General features: G+C 62.4%; 16 protein-coding genes. 10 read left to right on the top strand and 6 right to left on the bottom strand.

Annotation, left to right across the window (positions count from 1 at the left end; genetic code table 11):
- The first annotated feature begins 28 nt into the window (after window positions 1-28).
- Entirely contained in the window at window positions 29-1,003 is a 975-nt protein-coding gene (locus HJC04_RS13390; RefSeq protein WP_210629880.1) for a threonine/serine dehydratase, read from the top strand.
- Between the two features lie 59 nt (window positions 1,004-1,062).
- Here HJC04_RS13390 and HJC04_RS13385 read toward each other — a convergent pair whose 3' ends face one another.
- A complete protein-coding gene (locus HJC04_RS13385) occupies window positions 1,063-1,959 on the bottom strand; it encodes a LysR substrate-binding domain-containing protein (protein WP_221146431.1) in 897 nt (298 codons plus the stop codon).
- Between the two features lie 116 nt (window positions 1,960-2,075).
- On the opposite strand from HJC04_RS13385, the gene HJC04_RS13380 reads away from it, so the two are divergent.
- The 3 genes from HJC04_RS13380 to HJC04_RS13370 are packed head-to-tail and all read left to right on the top strand — an operon-like array spanning window position 2,076 to window position 3,441.
- On the top strand, window positions 2,076-2,495 hold the full coding sequence (locus tag HJC04_RS13380) for a tautomerase family protein (protein WP_221146430.1): 420 nt from the start codon (window positions 2,076-2,078) through the stop codon (window positions 2,493-2,495).
- Entirely contained in the window at window positions 2,492-2,893 is a 402-nt protein-coding gene (locus HJC04_RS13375) for a cupin domain-containing protein (RefSeq protein ID WP_221146429.1), read from the top strand. The genes HJC04_RS13380 and HJC04_RS13375 overlap by 4 nt, the downstream gene beginning before the upstream one ends.
- The gene (locus tag HJC04_RS13370; protein ID WP_221146428.1) at window positions 2,890-3,441 is read left to right on the top strand and encodes a DUF4865 family protein; all 552 of its coding nucleotides are present in this window, start codon (window positions 2,890-2,892) and stop codon (window positions 3,439-3,441) included. Before HJC04_RS13375 ends, HJC04_RS13370 begins: the two co-directional genes overlap by 4 nt.
- A gap of 2 nt (window positions 3,442-3,443) precedes the next feature.
- On the opposite strand, the gene HJC04_RS13365 is transcribed toward HJC04_RS13370, so the two are convergent.
- From HJC04_RS13365 to HJC04_RS13355, 3 genes are all read right to left on the bottom strand, one after another.
- Window positions 3,444-4,076, bottom strand: coding sequence for a LysE family translocator (locus tag HJC04_RS13365; protein WP_221146427.1), 633 nt, complete (start codon window positions 4,074-4,076; stop codon window positions 3,444-3,446).
- Between the two features lie 127 nt (window positions 4,077-4,203).
- Window positions 4,204-5,643 (bottom strand): pyruvate kinase, encoded by a 1,440-nt coding sequence (pyk, locus tag HJC04_RS13360; RefSeq protein WP_221146426.1) that lies wholly within the window; start codon window positions 5,641-5,643, stop codon window positions 4,204-4,206.
- The gene (locus HJC04_RS13355; RefSeq protein WP_011426762.1) at window positions 5,643-6,128 is read right to left on the bottom strand and encodes a DUF1036 domain-containing protein; all 486 of its coding nucleotides are present in this window, start codon (window positions 6,126-6,128) and stop codon (window positions 5,643-5,645) included. Before HJC04_RS13355 ends, pyk begins: the two co-directional genes overlap by 1 nt.
- A 199-nt stretch (window positions 6,129-6,327) precedes the next feature.
- Here HJC04_RS13355 and HJC04_RS13350 point away from each other — a divergent pair, with 199 nt between their 5' ends.
- The 3 genes from HJC04_RS13350 to HJC04_RS13340 all read left to right on the top strand — a co-directional run bounded on the left by HJC04_RS13350 (window position 6,328) and on the right by HJC04_RS13340 (window position 7,804).
- On the top strand, window positions 6,328-7,116 hold the full coding sequence (locus tag HJC04_RS13350; RefSeq protein ID WP_210631562.1) for an N-formylglutamate amidohydrolase: 789 nt from the start codon (window positions 6,328-6,330) through the stop codon (window positions 7,114-7,116).
- A gap of 27 nt (window positions 7,117-7,143) precedes the next feature.
- Window positions 7,144-7,449, top strand: a complete 306-nt coding sequence (locus HJC04_RS13345; protein ID WP_210629875.1) for a DUF1244 domain-containing protein — start codon at window positions 7,144-7,146, stop codon at window positions 7,447-7,449.
- Between the two features lie 91 nt (window positions 7,450-7,540).
- Entirely contained in the window at window positions 7,541-7,804 is a 264-nt protein-coding gene (locus tag HJC04_RS13340; RefSeq protein WP_008533181.1) for a DUF2312 domain-containing protein, read from the top strand.
- A gap of 157 nt (window positions 7,805-7,961) precedes the next feature.
- Here HJC04_RS13340 and HJC04_RS13335 read toward each other — a convergent pair whose 3' ends face one another.
- Window positions 7,962-9,803, bottom strand: a complete 1,842-nt coding sequence (locus HJC04_RS13335) for a DUF882 domain-containing protein (protein ID WP_221122980.1) — start codon at window positions 9,801-9,803, stop codon at window positions 7,962-7,964.
- 178 nt (window positions 9,804-9,981) lie between these two features.
- Window positions 9,982-11,526 (bottom strand): sigma-54 dependent transcriptional regulator, encoded by a 1,545-nt coding sequence (locus tag HJC04_RS13330; protein WP_210629873.1) that lies wholly within the window; start codon window positions 11,524-11,526, stop codon window positions 9,982-9,984.
- A gap of 207 nt (window positions 11,527-11,733) precedes the next feature.
- Between HJC04_RS13330 and HJC04_RS13325 the strand changes: the two genes are divergently transcribed.
- The 3 genes from HJC04_RS13325 (at window position 11,734) to HJC04_RS13315 (ending at window position 15,688) form a co-directional block, all read left to right on the top strand.
- On the top strand, window positions 11,734-13,590 hold the full coding sequence (locus HJC04_RS13325; RefSeq protein WP_210629872.1) for a M3 family oligoendopeptidase: 1,857 nt from the start codon (window positions 11,734-11,736) through the stop codon (window positions 13,588-13,590).
- Window positions 13,591-13,907: 317 nt separating this feature from the next.
- Window positions 13,908-15,062: an aminodeoxychorismate synthase component I gene (locus HJC04_RS13320; RefSeq protein ID WP_210629871.1), complete on the top strand. Its 1,155-nt coding sequence runs from the start codon at window positions 13,908-13,910 to the stop codon at window positions 15,060-15,062.
- Window positions 15,059-15,688, top strand: coding sequence for an aminotransferase class IV family protein (locus tag HJC04_RS13315; RefSeq protein ID WP_221146425.1), 630 nt, complete (start codon window positions 15,059-15,061; stop codon window positions 15,686-15,688). The genes HJC04_RS13320 and HJC04_RS13315 overlap by 4 nt, the downstream gene beginning before the upstream one ends.
- The last annotated feature ends 2 nt before the right edge of the window (window positions 15,689-15,690 follow it).

Raw genomic sequence — 15,690 nt, 5'->3', positions numbered from 1 at the left:
CGACTCCCGCAAGCAGGACGATTCCCGAATGGTCAGCATTGAAATGATTGTTGCCGCCCGCGCTCGACTGCGCGGTCGCGCGCGCCGCACGCCGCTTCTCTCCTCCCCCTTCCTGAACGAGATCGCCGGCCGGCGGCTGTTCGTGAAGGCGGAATGCCTGCAGCATTCGGGTTCCTTCAAGTTTCGCGGCGGCTGGTCTGCGGTTTCCGGCCTTGACCCGGCCGTACGCACGCGCGGCGTCATCGCCTTCTCCTCGGGCAACCATGCGCAGGGCGTCGCCCTTGCCGCCAAGCTGCACGGCGTGCCCGCCGTCATCATCATGCCGAGCGATGCGCCGAAGCTGAAGATCGCCAACACCCGCGCCTTCGGCGCCGAAGTCGTGCTCTACGACCGCGCCAACGAGGATCGCGATGAAATCGGCGCGCGGCTCTCCGCCGATCGCGGCCTGACGCTGATCAAGCCTTTCGACGAACCGCTTGTCATCGCCGGCCAGGGCACGACTGGCCTCGAAATCTCCGAACAGGCGGAAGAAGAAGGTGTGACGGAAGCCGAGGTGCTCGTTCCCTGCGGCGGCGGCGGACTGACGTCAGGCATCGCGCTCGCCCTCGAGGCCAGCGCCCCCGGCTTTCGCGTCCGTCCCTGCGAGCCGGAGAATTTCGACGACACCACCCGATCGCTCGCCTCCGGCAGGATCGAACGCAATGCCGCGATGTCGGGTTCGATCTGCGATGCGATCGTCACACCGGAGCCGGGCAAGATCACCTTCCCGATCTTGAAGCGCCTCGCCGGCGCCGGCATCGTCGTCACCGACGAGGAGGCGCTCCGCGCCATGGCGCTCGCCTTCGTCAGATTGAAGATCGTCGTTGAGCCGGGCGGCGCCGTGGCGCTGGCTGCCGCTCTTTTCCATGGTGAGGCGCTGGAAAGCGATACAGTCGTCGCCGTCACCTCCGGCGGCAATGTCGATGCCGACATCTTCGCCATGGCGTTGGAACGCTTCGGCTGAGCTATCGGCCGGCTTCGTGATCGGCCAAAACCCTGCGATCAAGGGGTTAATCCGAGATCTCAGCCTGCCCTCCCGTGCAGCATGCCATGCACGGACTGTAGAACGAGCTCGCCAAGCCGCGCCGCAGCCGGTTGCAGCTCGGCTTCCGCTCGATGCAGTACCAGACCGAGCTTCGGCAGCTCAGGCAGGCCGATTGCCTCTGGCGCGAGCGCCCGGACCTTCACCGGCAGGCCGATCGGCGTGCGGATGGACAAACCGAGGCCGGCCGCCGTCGCTGCCCAGAGGCCGCCGAGACTGGGACTGACGAATGCGAGCCGCCAGGAGATTCCCGCCGCATCGAGCGCCCTGGTCGCCGCACTGCGCAACAGGCACGGCGCCTCCAGCGACGCAAGCGGCATCGGCTCGCCGCTTGCCACATGCCAGCCGGGCTGTCCCTCGGCAGGGCCGATCCAGCACATCGGCACTTCGCCGATGCGCTCGCAATACGCCGACAGCGTCCCGTCGCTCCAGGCAAGCGCCAGATCGAGCTTGCCTGAGGTGACCCGCTCGAGAAGTTCGGCATTGCGCACCACCCGCGCCTCGATGCGGACTTTCGGGTGGGCGCGCGCGAAACGGCCGAGCACCTCAGGCAACAAGGTCTCGCCGAAATCCTCCTGCAGACCGAGCCGCACCCACCCTTCCAGCTCAACGCTGTGTACGGCCGCCGCCGCCTCATCATTGAGGTCCAGCAACCGTCTGGCATAACCGAGCATCGTTTCGCCTGCATCGGTCAGCGCCAGCCCGCGGCCCGCTTTGCGGAAGATTGGCGTGCCCGCCTGTTCCTCCAGCTTCTTCAACTGCGCGCTGACCGCTGACGTCGAACGCCCGAGCTTTTCTGCCGCTTTGGCGAAATTGCCGAGCTCCATGCCGGTCGAAAAGGTCCGAAGCACATCGAGATCGAAGATCGTCCGCCGCATTTATAGTTCCAATTTTTAGGACAGTTGATCCATAAAATTCTGATTTTCAGCACCATCTTGTGCTGCGATGATGCTGTTGTCAAGGCCGCCGGACGGCCCGAACCATGGAGATCCCAATGCCCTTCGTCCGCATCTCTCTTCGCAAAGGCAAGTCGCAGGAATATCTCGCGGCGCTTGCCGACAACGTCCAGCGCGCACTGGTCGAGACCTTCGATGTGCCCGAGAAGGACCGCTTCCAGGCCATCCATCAGCATGATGAGAGTGAGCTGATCTTCGACCGCAGCTATCTCGCCGGCCCGCGCTCGGGCGATTTCGTCTATATCTCCGTCACGATCGGTCGGCCGCGAACGGCGGAGATGAAGGCAGCGCTGTATCGGCGGCTCGCCGAGCTGCTGGCCCAATCGCCGGGGCTTCGGCCGGAAGACCTGATGATCGTCGTCAGCACCAGCGCGCCTGAGGACTGGTCGTTCGGCAACGGAATCGCCCAAATGACCGATCCGGACTGGCGGCTCAAGGTAGCCGGAGACCGGCAATGAGCGCTTCGAACCCGAAGTCGATGACCGTCAGGCGACCTGGTAAGGTGACCCGCTCGCCCGAAGGCGCGGCAACCGCGCCCTTCTGGGTTGAGATGCTGCTCGAAGGCACCGACGGCGAAAATACTGCGATGCTTGCCACGCTGGATCCGGGCACCATTACCCGCTGGCACACCCATCCCAGGGGGCAGTTGCTCTATGTTCTTGCGGGACAGGGCCTGGCACAGAACCAGGGCGGCTCGGTTGAGGAATTGCGTGCTGGCGATGCAGTCTGGTTTGCGCCCGGCGAACGCCACTGGCATGGCGCCGCCGATGACAGCCCGTTCACCTATATCAGCATCCAGCCGGCGGAAAATGGCAGCTTTGTCGAATGGCTGGATCCAGTGGAGGCACGGCCATGATCGCTATGCAATACAGCTTTACCCTGCCGGCCGATTACGACATGTCGATCATCGACCGCCGCATCCGCGACAAGGGGCCGCTACTCGACGGCTTCCCCAATCTCGGTTTCAAAGCCTATCTCAGCGCCCGCACCAGCGAATTCGGCAGCCGCGAGAATCTGTATGCGCCCTTCTACCTCTGGCGGAGGCCGGAACGGGCAGGCGACTTCCTCTGCGGCACGGGTTTCCAGGCGCTCACCAGTGCCTTCGGCTGGCCGCAGGTGAAGACCTGGATCGTATGGGAGGCGCAAATCTCGCCCGATATCGCCGCTGCCGCGTTCGCAACCCGCAATATTCTGCAGACGGAACCCCATGCACCGCTTGCCGATCTCCGGCGGGCCGAAATCGCAGAAGCCGAAGCCGATCTGGCGACAGGCGCACTCGCCTCCATCTCCGGCTTCGAACCGACGACCTGGACCCGCATACGCTTCAGCCTATGGCGGGAGCCTCCCGAGATCGGCGATGACGCACAGACCTATCGCGTCGGCCATATGTCCTTGGCCCGATGAGTTTAGGCCGTTGCCCGGCGGTAGAAGGCAAGCGACCCGGCAAGGGCGAGCAGCGCGCCGCCGCAGGCCCGTTCGAGCCACAAGGCGCCTGACGTTTTCAGGAAACGGACGGCCTGCGAGCCGAAGAAAGCGTAAGCGAACATGATGATGAGATCGAGCACAGCGAAGACAAGGGCGAGCAGCACATACTGCGCCGTCTGCGGCTGGGTGGGATCGATGAACTGCGGCAGAAAGGCGGAGAAGAAGAGATAGCCCTTCGGGTTCGTCGCCGCGACCATGAAACTCTTCAGCCCGATCGAAAAGGTCGATCTCGCGGCCGGCTCATCGGATTTCAGTGCCGCATCGATCGTGCCCCTCGAACGCAAGAGCATGATACCGAGGAAGGCGAGATAGGCAGCACCCGCCCATTTCAGCATCGAGAACCAGAATTCCGATGCCGCAAGCAGGGCGCCGAGCCCGACAGCCACAGCGCCGATCAGAACGAAATCCGAAAGAACCGCGCCGACCATCCCGGCGGTCGCGCGGCGCAGCCCATGCCGAGAACCATTTGTCAACGCCAGCAGCACTGTCGGCCCCGGCGTCGCGATACCGACGAAGGAAACGGCCGCAAAAGCCAAAAGAGTGACGACATCCATGGTGATCCCTCCAAACCTGGGGACCGAGACTTGCATGCCCCGCATCCCTTGGCAATGCCTCGTCACATGAACGAAAAAAGCCCGCCGCCTTTTTCAGGCAGCGGGCTTCACCACGGATGCGATCGGATCAGACGCCGCTCTGGCCGTCCGAACCGATATAGGCGATGCGGAGCATGTTGGTGGCGCCGGGCGTGCCGAGCGGCACGCCGGCCGAGATGATGATGCGATCGCCTGGCTTGCCGAACCCTTCGTCGGCGACGATGCGGCAGGCGCGGTTGACCATGTCGTCGAGATCGGTCGCATCATGGGTGACGACGCAATGCAGGCCCCAGACGACGGCAAGCCGGCGCGCCGTCTTGATGATCGGCGACAATGCCAGGATCGGCACCTGCGGGCGCTCGCGCGAGGCGCGCAGGCCCGTCGTGCCGGAGGAGGTGTAGCAGACGATCGCCGACAGCTTCAGCGTCTCGGCGATCTGGCGGGCGGCAAGCGAGATCGCATCGGCGCCGGTCGCTTCCGGCTGGGCGCGCTGGGCATAGATGATGCCGGGATAATGCGGCTCGCGCTCGATGGCGCCGGCAATTGACGCCATGGTCGAGACGGCCTCGACGGGATAGTCGCCCGAGGCCGATTCGGCCGAGAGCATGACGGCATCGGCGCCTTCGAAGACGGCGGTCGCGACGTCGGAAACTTCGGCGCGCGTCGGAACCGGCGCCGAGATCATCGATTCCAGCATCTGCGTGGCGACGACCACCGGCTTGCCCGACCGGCGGCAGGCGCGGATCAGCTGCTTCTGAATGCCGGGAACCGATTCGAGCGGCATTTCGACGCCGAGATCGCCGCGGGCGACCATCAAGGCATCGGAAAGCTCGATGATCTCTTCGATCCGCTCGAGAGCCTGCGGTTTTTCGATCTTCGACATCAGACCAACGCGGCCGCGGGCGATCTTGCGCACCTCGGCAAGATCGTCCGGGCGCTGGACGAAGGAAAGCGCCACCCAGTCGACATCGTCGGTGGCGAGCACGGCATCGAGATCGGAACGGTCCTTGTCGGTCAGCGCACCGACGCCAAGCAGCGTGTCGGGAAGGCTGACACCCTTGCGGTCGGAAATGCGCGTGCCGGAGATCACCGTCGTGACGATGCTCTTGCCGTCGCATTTTTCTGCGCGCAGGGCGAGCTTGCCGTCGTCTATCAGCAGACGGTGGCCAGGCTGCACCGATTCCAGGATCTCGGGATGCGGCAGGTAGACGCGCGTGGCGTCGCCAAGCGCTTCATTGTTGTCGAGCGTGAAGGTCTGGCCGGGTTTCAGGTCGACCTTGCTGTCGGTAAACTTGCCGACGCGCAGCTTCGGTCCCTGCAGATCGGCGAGAATGCCGATCGGCCGGCCAGAGCGCGCCTCGACCGAGCGGATGCGCTGGATGAGCGTTCGCATCAGGTCGTGGCTCGCATGGCTCATATTGATGCGGAAGACGTCGGCACCGGCCTGGTGCAGCTTCTCGATCATCGATTCCTCGGCGGAGGCGGGCCCGAGGGTGGCGAGGATTTTAACTTTGCGATTACGCTTCATCAATTCTGACTTTCTTGCGTCCCTGGGGTGTCGGAGAGTTGAACCATCCAGCTGCCCTGGCGGCCCGTGTCATATTCCTTGAATCCCATCTTCTGGTAACCCCGGGCATAACAATCTTGCACGCCCGAAATCTTGAATTCGTTTTCCGCCACGCACATCTGCACGTCCCCCGTCCACCGTCCTCCCCGGGCGGCGTCCTCTGCGTAGAGGTAATAATAGCGCGACTGCAATTCTCCCTCGATCAGCGTGGCGCAGGTCGTTGCCGGCACCTGCCACCAACCCTCCGTGATCCAGCCGTCCTTGGCCCTGTATCCGATTGCCACCCCGACCAGATTTTGCGTTCCGTTGCAGACGCGAAAATCGGCGCGTGCGGCATCTGCGATGAAGAACGGCATGGCGGCTGCAAGAGCAAACAGGGCGAGTCGGACCAACGGTCCGGACCGCGTGAGGAAACTTGGCGCGGCTTGAATCAACACGGCTCCCAAATAGCTCCACGGTTATTCGTATCCGTGTCTTCTTGCGCCGCCCTCATCCGAAAGTCAACGCAATGCTAATCGATTATATTCCCTTTCATAGCTGGCTGCGGAGGTTCATATCCGCTCTCGCCGCCTGTCACGCTTGAACCGGTCGCGGGCGCATGCAATCACTGGGCACGACTGCGCAATGATCAACGGCAATTCCTTCATGGACGACTTTCAATCCTTCGAAATTCTACCCGGAAAACATGATAAAGGCATGGTGATCATCGCCGATCACGCGATGAACCGTCTTCCCGCCCGGTATGAGAGGCTCGGCCTGCCTGGGTCGGCCTTTGCCCGCCACATTGCCTACGACATCGGCATCGAGGGCCTGACGCGACAGCTTTCAGCGAAGCTCGGCGTACCGGCAGTGCTCGGCGGTTTCTCGCGCCTGCTGATCGACCCGAACCGCGGGGAGGACGACCCGACGCTGATCATGAAGATCTCGGACGGCGCCGTCATATCAGGCAATCACCCAATCACGCCGCAGGAATGGAATTACCGGATCGAAGCCTTTCATCGGCCCTACCACGATGCCGTGGCAGGCACGATCGACACCGTGGCGAATAGCACCGGCAAGGCACCGCTGGTACTGTCGCTGCACTCTTTCACGCCAGCGTGGAAGAGCATTCCCCGACCCTGGCACGCCGCCGTTCTCTGGGACAGTGACCGGCGCGCCGTCGGCCCGCTGCTCGATATGCTTCGCGCCGATCCCGATCTCGTCGTCGGCGACAACGAACCCTATGACGGCGCTTTGAAGGGCGATACCATGTACCGCCATTGCATGGTGACAGGCATTCCGCATGCCCTGCTCGAAGTGCGTCAGGATTTGATCGCTGATGAAGCCGGCATATCGGCATGGGCCGAGCGCCTGGCGCCGATTTTTGCGGCGATGAATGCCGATCCGGCCCTGCACGAATACGACGTCCACCAGTCGCGCACCGGCCCCTATTGAGAGCCCATGGAATGAAAGGAGAGCGAGATGACCGCGCTCAGCAAGGAACAACAGACCGAATTCGAAGCCGCCGCCTTCCGCCGTCTGATCGCACATCTTCGTGACCGCAGCGACGTCCAGAACATCGATCTGATGAACCTGGCCGGCTTCTGCCGCAACTGCCTGTCGAACTGGTATCGCGAGGCCGCCGGGGCCCAAGGTGTTCCGATCAGCCGGGACGAATCGCGCGAGATGATCTACGGCATGCCCTATGAGGACTGGAAGAACCTCCACCAGAAGGAGGCCTCACCTGTGCAAAAGGCGGCATTTGAGCTGAACAAGCCACACAAATAGTCCGCTTGGCCTTTAACGGGCTTGACCGTGACGCCGCTTCGCGGCAGTCACGTGCATCCAAAATTGATCACCGAAAAATCAGGAGAACACGATGTCTGATGCTCATGGCGTCGCCCGCGATCAGCTTCGCGCTTTCATCGAGCGCATTGAACGGCTGGAAGAAGAAAAGAAGACCATCGCCGACGACATCAAGGACGTCTATGGCGAGGCCAAGGGAATGGGCTTCGATACCAAGATTCTGAAGAAGGTCGTGGCGCTGCGCAAAAAGGACGAGCAGGAGCGCATGGAGGAGGAAGCAATCCTCGACACCTATCTGCATGCGCTCGGCATGATCGAAGCGCCGCCGGAAGGCTGATTTCGCCGACATCGCTGCTATCGAAAGCCGCCGCCTCCGGCGGCTTTTCTTTTGCGCCGGATCCTGCTGGCCGACCAACTGTTCAAACGTTCGAACAGTCAGAAGAAAAACCGCCGGATCACTCTGCCGGTTTTTCGGTCTGACGAGATCGGCAGGCTCAGTTCGTGTTGAACTTGCGCACTTCCATGAAGTTGACGGCCGTGCCGCTGAAACGGGCCGGATCGACCGAGGCGGTCTTGACGTTGAAGCCCTCGGCATAGACAGCGGTCGGCTGGGCGCGCATCGTCTGGCTGACGAAGCGCGGCGCCTTGACCTGCTTGGACGCCATTTCGAGACGGGCATTGGTCAGCGCCCACTGCGAGATCATCTTCTGCGTCAGCTTCGGCTCGGTACGCACCGTCGCGCGGCTGGCATCGGCTGCGGCGGCTTCTTTCTGCGTCGGACGGCCGCCTTTGACCGGGAGGGGCTGCGGCGCGGGGCTCTCGGCAGCCGGCGCGTCGAAAGCATCACCGAAGCTTGCCGATTTGGTCGCCGGCGCCAAGGCAGCGAGCTGCAATGACGGCTTTTCGGCGGGCGCCTTTTGCGGCATCGCGGCGGCGATTGCCTGCTCCACGCTCATGCCGGGCTCATGCGAGGCGACTTGGCTTTCCGTATCCTTATTCTGCTGCTCGAGCGCGTCGGCGATGGCAGGAGACAGGCCGCCATCCTGATCGGCTTCGTCTGCCTCCGCTTCCGGATCAGCATCCGCCGCAGCAAGCAGATTTTCGGCAACGGCAGGGCGCTCGACCGGAGTGGGAACCGGCAGTCCGTTCTGCATGTTCGGATCGACCGACGCGACCTCGGCGTCACCAGGCGCGCGGCGCTGACCGAGAAGCGAGGGAACGGGAATGCTGTAGGCGCTGAGATCGGCGAATTGCTGCGGCTGGGCCTGATCGGCAGGAAGCGCCGCGGCAAGGGCCTGCTGCGCGGCGTTACCCGAAGACGGCGCCACCAGCGCGCTGGCCATTTCGCTGCCGGCCGGCTGGTTGCTGAAGGCCGGGCGAACCTGCGGCACCGGCGCGTTCAGGGCTGCGACCTCTGTCTGCTGCGGCTCGGCAGGAGCAGGCTCGACCTTCGGCGGCGTCGCCTTGGCGACAGCAACGGGAGCCGAATCGTCTGTGTCATCTTCCTGTTCATCCGCCCCGCCGCCAAACAGCGCTGCAAACAGCGTCTTGTGTTTCGGCGCCGATTCGGACGCACTGGCGATCTCGATCTGCGTGCCGTTGACGCGGCGCTTGTAATCGGCCATCGCCTGCTGATAGCCGGGCAGCGGCTTGCCGTCGGCCGGAATGTGAATGGTGTTGCCGTTCGGGAAAAGCCGGACAAGCTCGTCGCGGCTCATGCGCGGCCAGGCGCGAACCCCGCCGACATCCATATGCACGAAGGGTGAACCGGATTTCGGATAGAAGCCGACGCCGCCGATCTGCATCTTCATGCCGATGGCCCGCAGCGCCGCAAGCTTGACGTCGGGAATGAAGAAGTCCATCGCCTTGCCGAGCATGTGCTGGCTCTTTTCGGCGACGCCGGAATTGCGCGAGCGACCGCGCAGCATCTCGTTGGTCGCCGGCGAACGGAAACCGCAGACGACGTTGATGTAGTCCCGCGAACCGCTCTGGCGGTAGACTTCCCAGATCAGGTCGAACAGGCGCGGATCCATCTTCGTCGGCTGGTTCTTGCGCCAGTCGCGCAGGAAGCGGTTCAGCTGCTCCAGACCCTTCGGGTCGAACTTGCCGTTACGCTTGTAGGTAATGACGGCTTTTTCGCCGGTATGGATGAAATAGAGCTTGAGGCTGCGGGTTTCGCCCGCTGCCTGAGAAGGTGTACTGACGAATACCGGTGAGGAAACCGCAAGCGCAAGAAGGGCGGCCGCCGCCGTCCTCACTGCCTTTCCGCAGATGTCGGCGCACAAAGAACGCCAGCTCAAGCGCGAAGGCTTGGAATTCCCATTCAGATTCGGCAACTCGATCCCCGTCAGACAGACAATGTCCCGTACTGTCTCAGATGACTGTCAAATGCGGTCACACGATGGCAAAAATGCCACACATGATCAACCTTTTCTTTACATAGTGAACGAGCCACTAACAAGTGGTTTATGATCAGTAACAAATCGTGGTTGCCCGAGTCTTAATAAATGGGGCTTAAGCCGCATCTTTCTGGGGATTATCGGGATCTATGCCGTAATCTTTGAGCTTGCGATAAAGTGTGGACCGGCCGATGCCAAGTTTGCGCGCTACTTGACTCATCTGCCCACGATAGAATTTGAGTGCGAATCGGATGAGTTCCTCCTCGACGTCGGCGAGTTTGCGCACGTCTCCGGAGGGATTGACGCTGGCAATGGCGTTTTCGGAAGTCTCCGGCAGGCGGTGGTGCACCTCACCCGGTATCGGCGCCCGGTATTCCTCGCCGTAGGCTTCATCCGGGTCGAGGCCGGTATTGTCGGCAACGAGCGCCAGGTGGTCCACCACTTCATATTCCGGAAGCTGGGCGGCGATCTGCGGGAAATCCGCCTCCGTCAGCTCCGGCCCTTCGGCGAGAACGACCGCACGGAAGATCGCATTTTCGAGCTGGCGAATATTGCCTGGCCAATCATAGGCGGTCAGCAGTGCCAGCGCGCCTGAATTGACAGTCATGCGGCGGCCGTTCTTCTGCTCGCTGGAGAAGCGGTCGGTAAAGACGCGCACCAGGTGCGGGATGTCTTCCTTGCGCTTGCGTAGCGCCGGAATGGTGATCGGGAAGACGTTGAGGCGATAATAGAGGTCCTCGCGGAAATGGCCGTTCTTGACCTCTTCGATCAAATCCTTGTTGGTCGCCGAGATCAGCCGGACATTGACCTTGTGCGCGGTGCGCGCGCCGACCGTCTCGATTTCGCCCTGCTGCACGGCGCGCAGGAGTTTCACCTGCACCTCGAGCGGCAAGTCGCCGATCTCGTCGAGGAAGATGGTGCCGCCATCGGCTTCCATGAATTTGCCGATGTGACGTTCGGTCGCGCCGGTAAACGCGCCCTTCTCGTGACCGAAGAGAATGCTCTCGACAAGATTATGCGGGATCGCCCCGCAATTGACGGTGACGAACGGCTTGTTCGAGCGGTCGCCGCCGGACTGGATAGCGCGCGCCACCAGCTCCTTGCCGACGCCGGATTCGCCTTCGAGCACGACGGGAATGTTGGACTGAGCCGCCCGCTGGGCGAGATCGATGACGCGGATCATCGCCGGGCTGGCCGAAACGATATCGTCGAAGCCGACCGAGCCCGAGCGCGACCGGCGTCCCGCCCGCGCCTTCACCTCGCGCTGGTCCAGCTTCATCGCATTCGCGATCGAGGTGGCGATCCGTTCGGGTGAGACCGGCTTGACGACGAAATCGAAGGCGCCGGCGCGCATCGCCTGCACCACGGTCTCGATACCGCCCTGGCCCGTCTGCACGATAACCGGGATCTGCGTGCCGAATTCGTGAAGCGCGTCGAGAAATTCGAGGCCGGTCATCTCGGGCATCATCAGGTCGAGCACGATGACATTGAAAAGGCCGCTGTCGCGTTTGACCATTTCCAGGCCGATGCGGCCGTTTTCTGCCTGGTGCACGACATGGCCGTGACGCTCGATTGCGTTCTTGAGCAGACGGCGCTGCACCGGGTCGTCCTCGACCACGAGGATTTGCCCTGCTCCCTTGAGCTCATTGTAACCGGTCATTGTCGCTCCACTTCATGCGAAACCATGAAGCGCACTCTGGCAGAAAGGCTTGAACATCCAGTTTTGAGAAATAATTGCATTTTAACGATTGCGAAGACCCGATTTCGTGCCGAAGCGAGGCCTTTTATGCGCCGAAAGGCCCTTGATGCGGTGCCTTCTCGCGCTTATTCAAACAGACCTGTTATAAAGTGGAGAGGAATTGCGCCCATGAAAATCGAGCCCCTGCACGCCGGCTTTTTTTTCTCGCCAGCAACGCCAGCCGGGGCGGCGGCCGATCCGGCGCTCGGCGACCTGCCGGTCTGGAAACTGCAGGATCTTTATCCCTCCGCCACGTCCACCGCCTTCGTCGCCGACATGGAAAAGGCCGGCAAGGCCGCGATCGCTTTCGAAGAAAAGTGGAAGGGCAAACTCGCCGAAGCAGCAGTGAAGACCGGCACCGAAGGCATCGGCGCGGCGCTGAAGGAATATGAGGCGCTTGACGATATCATGGGCCGCCTCGGCTCCTTTGCCGGCCTCACCTATTTCTCCGACACCACCAATCCGGCCAACGGCAAGCTCTACGGCGACGTCCAGGCCAAGGTCACCGAATTCTCCGGCCATCTCCTGTTCTTCGCGCTCGAGCTGAACCGGATCGACGACGCCGTCATCGACGCTTGCATGGCGAAGGACCCCGATGCCGGCCATTATCGCCCCTGGCTGATCGACCTGCGTAAAGATAAGCCCTATCAGCTCGACGACAGGCTGGAGCAGCTCTTCCTTGAGAAGTCGATGACATCGGCCTCCGCCTTCAATCGCCTCTTCGACGAAACCATGGCGGAACTTCGTTATGAGATCGATGGCGAGAAAGTGCCGCTCGAGGTGGCGCTGAACATGCTGCAGGAGAAGGATCCGGAAGTGCGCCGCAAGGCGGCCATGGCTCTCGCCGAAACCTTCAAGGCGAATATCCGCATCTTCACGCTGATCACGAATACGCTTGCTAAGGACAAGGATATCTCCGACCGCTGGCGCGGCTTCGAGGATATCGCCGACTCCAGACATCTGGCAAACCGCGTCGAGCGCGAGGTTGTCGACGCCTTGGCCGCAGCCGTCCGGGAAGCCTATCCCCGCCTTTCGCACCGCTATTATAAGATGAAGGCGAAATGGCTCGGCATGGAGCAGATGAATTTCTGGGACCGCAACGCGCCCCTTCCGGAAACGTCGAGCGCCGTGATCTCCTGGGCGGACGCGAAGGACACGGTGCTCTCGGCTTACGGCAATTTCGCCCCCGAGATGGCCGATATCGCCAGACGCTTCTTCGACGAGCAATGGATCGATGCCCCGGTTCGCCCAGGCAAGGCGCCCGGCGCCTTCGCTCATCCGACGGTTCCCTCGGCTCACCCCTACGTGCTCGTCAATTATATGGGCAAGCCGCGCGACGTTATGACGCTTGCCCACGAACTCGGCCACGGCGTCCATCAGGTTCTTGCCGGCGCGCAGGGCGCGCTGATGTGCCAGACGCCGCTGACACTGGCCGAGACCGCATCCGTCTTCGGCGAGATGCTGACCTTCCGCGCGCTCCTGGAAAAGACCACCGACAAGCGCGAGCGCAAGGCGATGCTTGCCCAAAAGGTCGAGGACATGATTAACACGGTCGTGCGCCAGATCGCCTTCTACGAATTCGAGCGCAAGCTGCACACCGCCCGCAAGGCAGGCGAACTCACCGCCGACGACATCGGCGAGCTCTGGCTCTCCGTCCAGTCGGAAAGCCTCGGGCCGGCGATCAATATTTCAGAGGGCTACGAGACCTATTGGGCCTATATCCCCCACTTCGTCCATTCGCCCTTCTATGTCTACGCCTATGCCTTCGGCGACTGCCTGGTCAATTCGCTTTATGCCGTCTACCGGAAGGCCGAGAAGGGCTTCCAGGAGAAGTATTTCGAACTCTTGAAGGCCGGCGGCACCAAGCATCATTCCGAGCTCTTGAAGCCTTTCGGCCTCGACGCAACCGATCCGTCGTTCTGGAGCCAGGGCCTGTCGATGATCGAAGGGCTGATTGACGAGCTGGAAGCGCTAGATAGGGCGTAAGTCTCGGCTAAGGCCAGAAAGAGCGAACCTCATGGCGGGCTGTTGATCAGCCAGCCGCATTCTGCAACGTCCACGAGGAACCATGACGGCACCCCCCTCTCCCTCATTCCTGTGCTCGTCACAGGAATCCAGCGCGCCCAAGTCCTTGGACGCGGGAGACTCTTCAGGTGCCGGAATTGTGTCATTCACGGCGCAGACGCGCCGTGGCTGGATTCCTGTGACGAGCACAGGAATGAGGGTGGATGTAGCCGCGGTCCCGGCCTACCGCAGCAAGACCATCGCCAGCGTCGGGTGACCAAGCAAGATGCGGCGCAACCATGCCTGATCGCTATATTCTCTTCCGCGACGACACTTCAGGCCAAGTGATGCTTTTCGCCGAGCCCGCCGAGATCATCCTTGCCAGGACGCGCGCCGAATTCTTCGCAGGTCTCGCCCGCATGGAAGAGGCCAAGGCCGAGGGCAAATGGCTTGCGGGCTACATGGCATACGAGGCCGGATATCTCTTCGAAGAAAAACTCGCTTCCTTTGCCGGAGAAGGTCGCGAAACGCCGCTCCTCTATTTCGGCGTCTTCGACGCACCGCAGCCGGACACGCATCCACTTGCCCAGCCGAAACAGCGTCTCGAAAACGAGGAATTCCTCACCGCCCCGAAGGCCGCCTGGGATTTCCCTATATATAAAGAGCGTTTCGACCGTCTTCACCAGCACCTGCGGCTCGGCGACGCCTATCAGGCGAACCTCACCATGCCGGTTGAAGCTCGCTGGAGCGGCGATCCCCGTGCCGCCTTCTGGTCGCTGATCGAACGCCAGCCGGTGAAATACGGCGCACTGGTCGATCTCGGCGGTCCGCTCATCCTGTCGCGTTCACCCGAACTCTTCTTCCGCACGGATGAGCAAGGCTGGATCGAAACCCACCCGATGAAGGGCACGGCAAAACGCGGCACGACTGCCGCCGAGGATGCCGAAATCATCGCGGCCATGCGGGCAGATATCAAGACCCAGGCCGAAAACCGCATGATCGTCGACCTCCTGCGCAACGACATCTCCCGCATCACCGAGGTCGGCACGCTCAATGTCCCGAAGCTCTTCGACGTCGAGACCTATCCGACCGTCCACCAGATGGTCAGCCATGTGCAGGCCAGACTTCGACCCGGACTATCGATCCGCGACATCTTTGCCGCCCTCTTCCCCTGTGGGTCGATCACCGGCGCACCGAAGATCCGGGCGATGGAGATTCTCCACGTGCTCGAAGATACCCCGCGTGACGCCTATTGCGGCGCAATCGGCATGATCTCGCCGACCGGCGCCATGCGTTTTTCCGTCGCCATCCGCACCGTGACGCTTTTCGACGGCGGCAAAGCTATCTTCAATGTCGGCGGCGGCATCGTCTTCGATTCCACCGCCGAGGCCGAATATGAGGAATGCCTGCTCAAGGCCCGCTTCGCGGTCGGCGACCAGTGGATCGCGCGATGACCGATTTTTCGCTGATCGAGACGTTGCGCTGGCAGCCCGGCGAAGGCTTCATCCGACAGCGCCTGCATCTGGCCCGGCTTTCCCGCTCCGCCCGTCGCCTCGGTTTTCCGCCGCCGACCGATGTGCAAACAAAGCTCGAAGCAGCCGTTGCCGGCGCTGGCGGCCCGCTGCGCGTCCGGCTGACCTTCGACCCGCAAGGCGAGATCGAGGTGACGAGCGCGCCCTTCATCCCGCTGGCGCCACAGTCCGTTTGGAGTGTCCGTATCGCCAAGACCCGCCTCCACTCCGCCGACAGCCTGCTGCGCGTCAAGACCACACGGCGCACCGTCTACGAGACCGCCCGCGCCGAATATGCTCAGGCGGAGGCCGACGAGGTCATCCTCTTGAACGAGCGCGACGAAGTCTGCGAGGGCACCATCACCTCCATCTTTCTCGACGACGGAAGCGGCATTCTGCGCACCCCGCCGATCTCCTGCGGCCTGCTCGCCGGCGTGCTGCGCACCGAACTCATCTGCGGGCGCAAGGCCCGCGTCGGCCGTCTCACACTTGCCGATCTTGATGCCGGCACGCTGTATGTCGGCAACTCGCTGCGCGGACTGATCCGCGCAAACCTTCTCAGGAAATGATC

The organism is Rhizobium sp. NLR8a, from assembly GCF_019685235.1.
Classification (GTDB): domain Bacteria; phylum Pseudomonadota; class Alphaproteobacteria; order Rhizobiales; family Rhizobiaceae; genus Rhizobium.
Note: the sequence above shows the minus strand (reverse complement) of the source record. Positions and strands in the feature narration are given on the sequence as shown.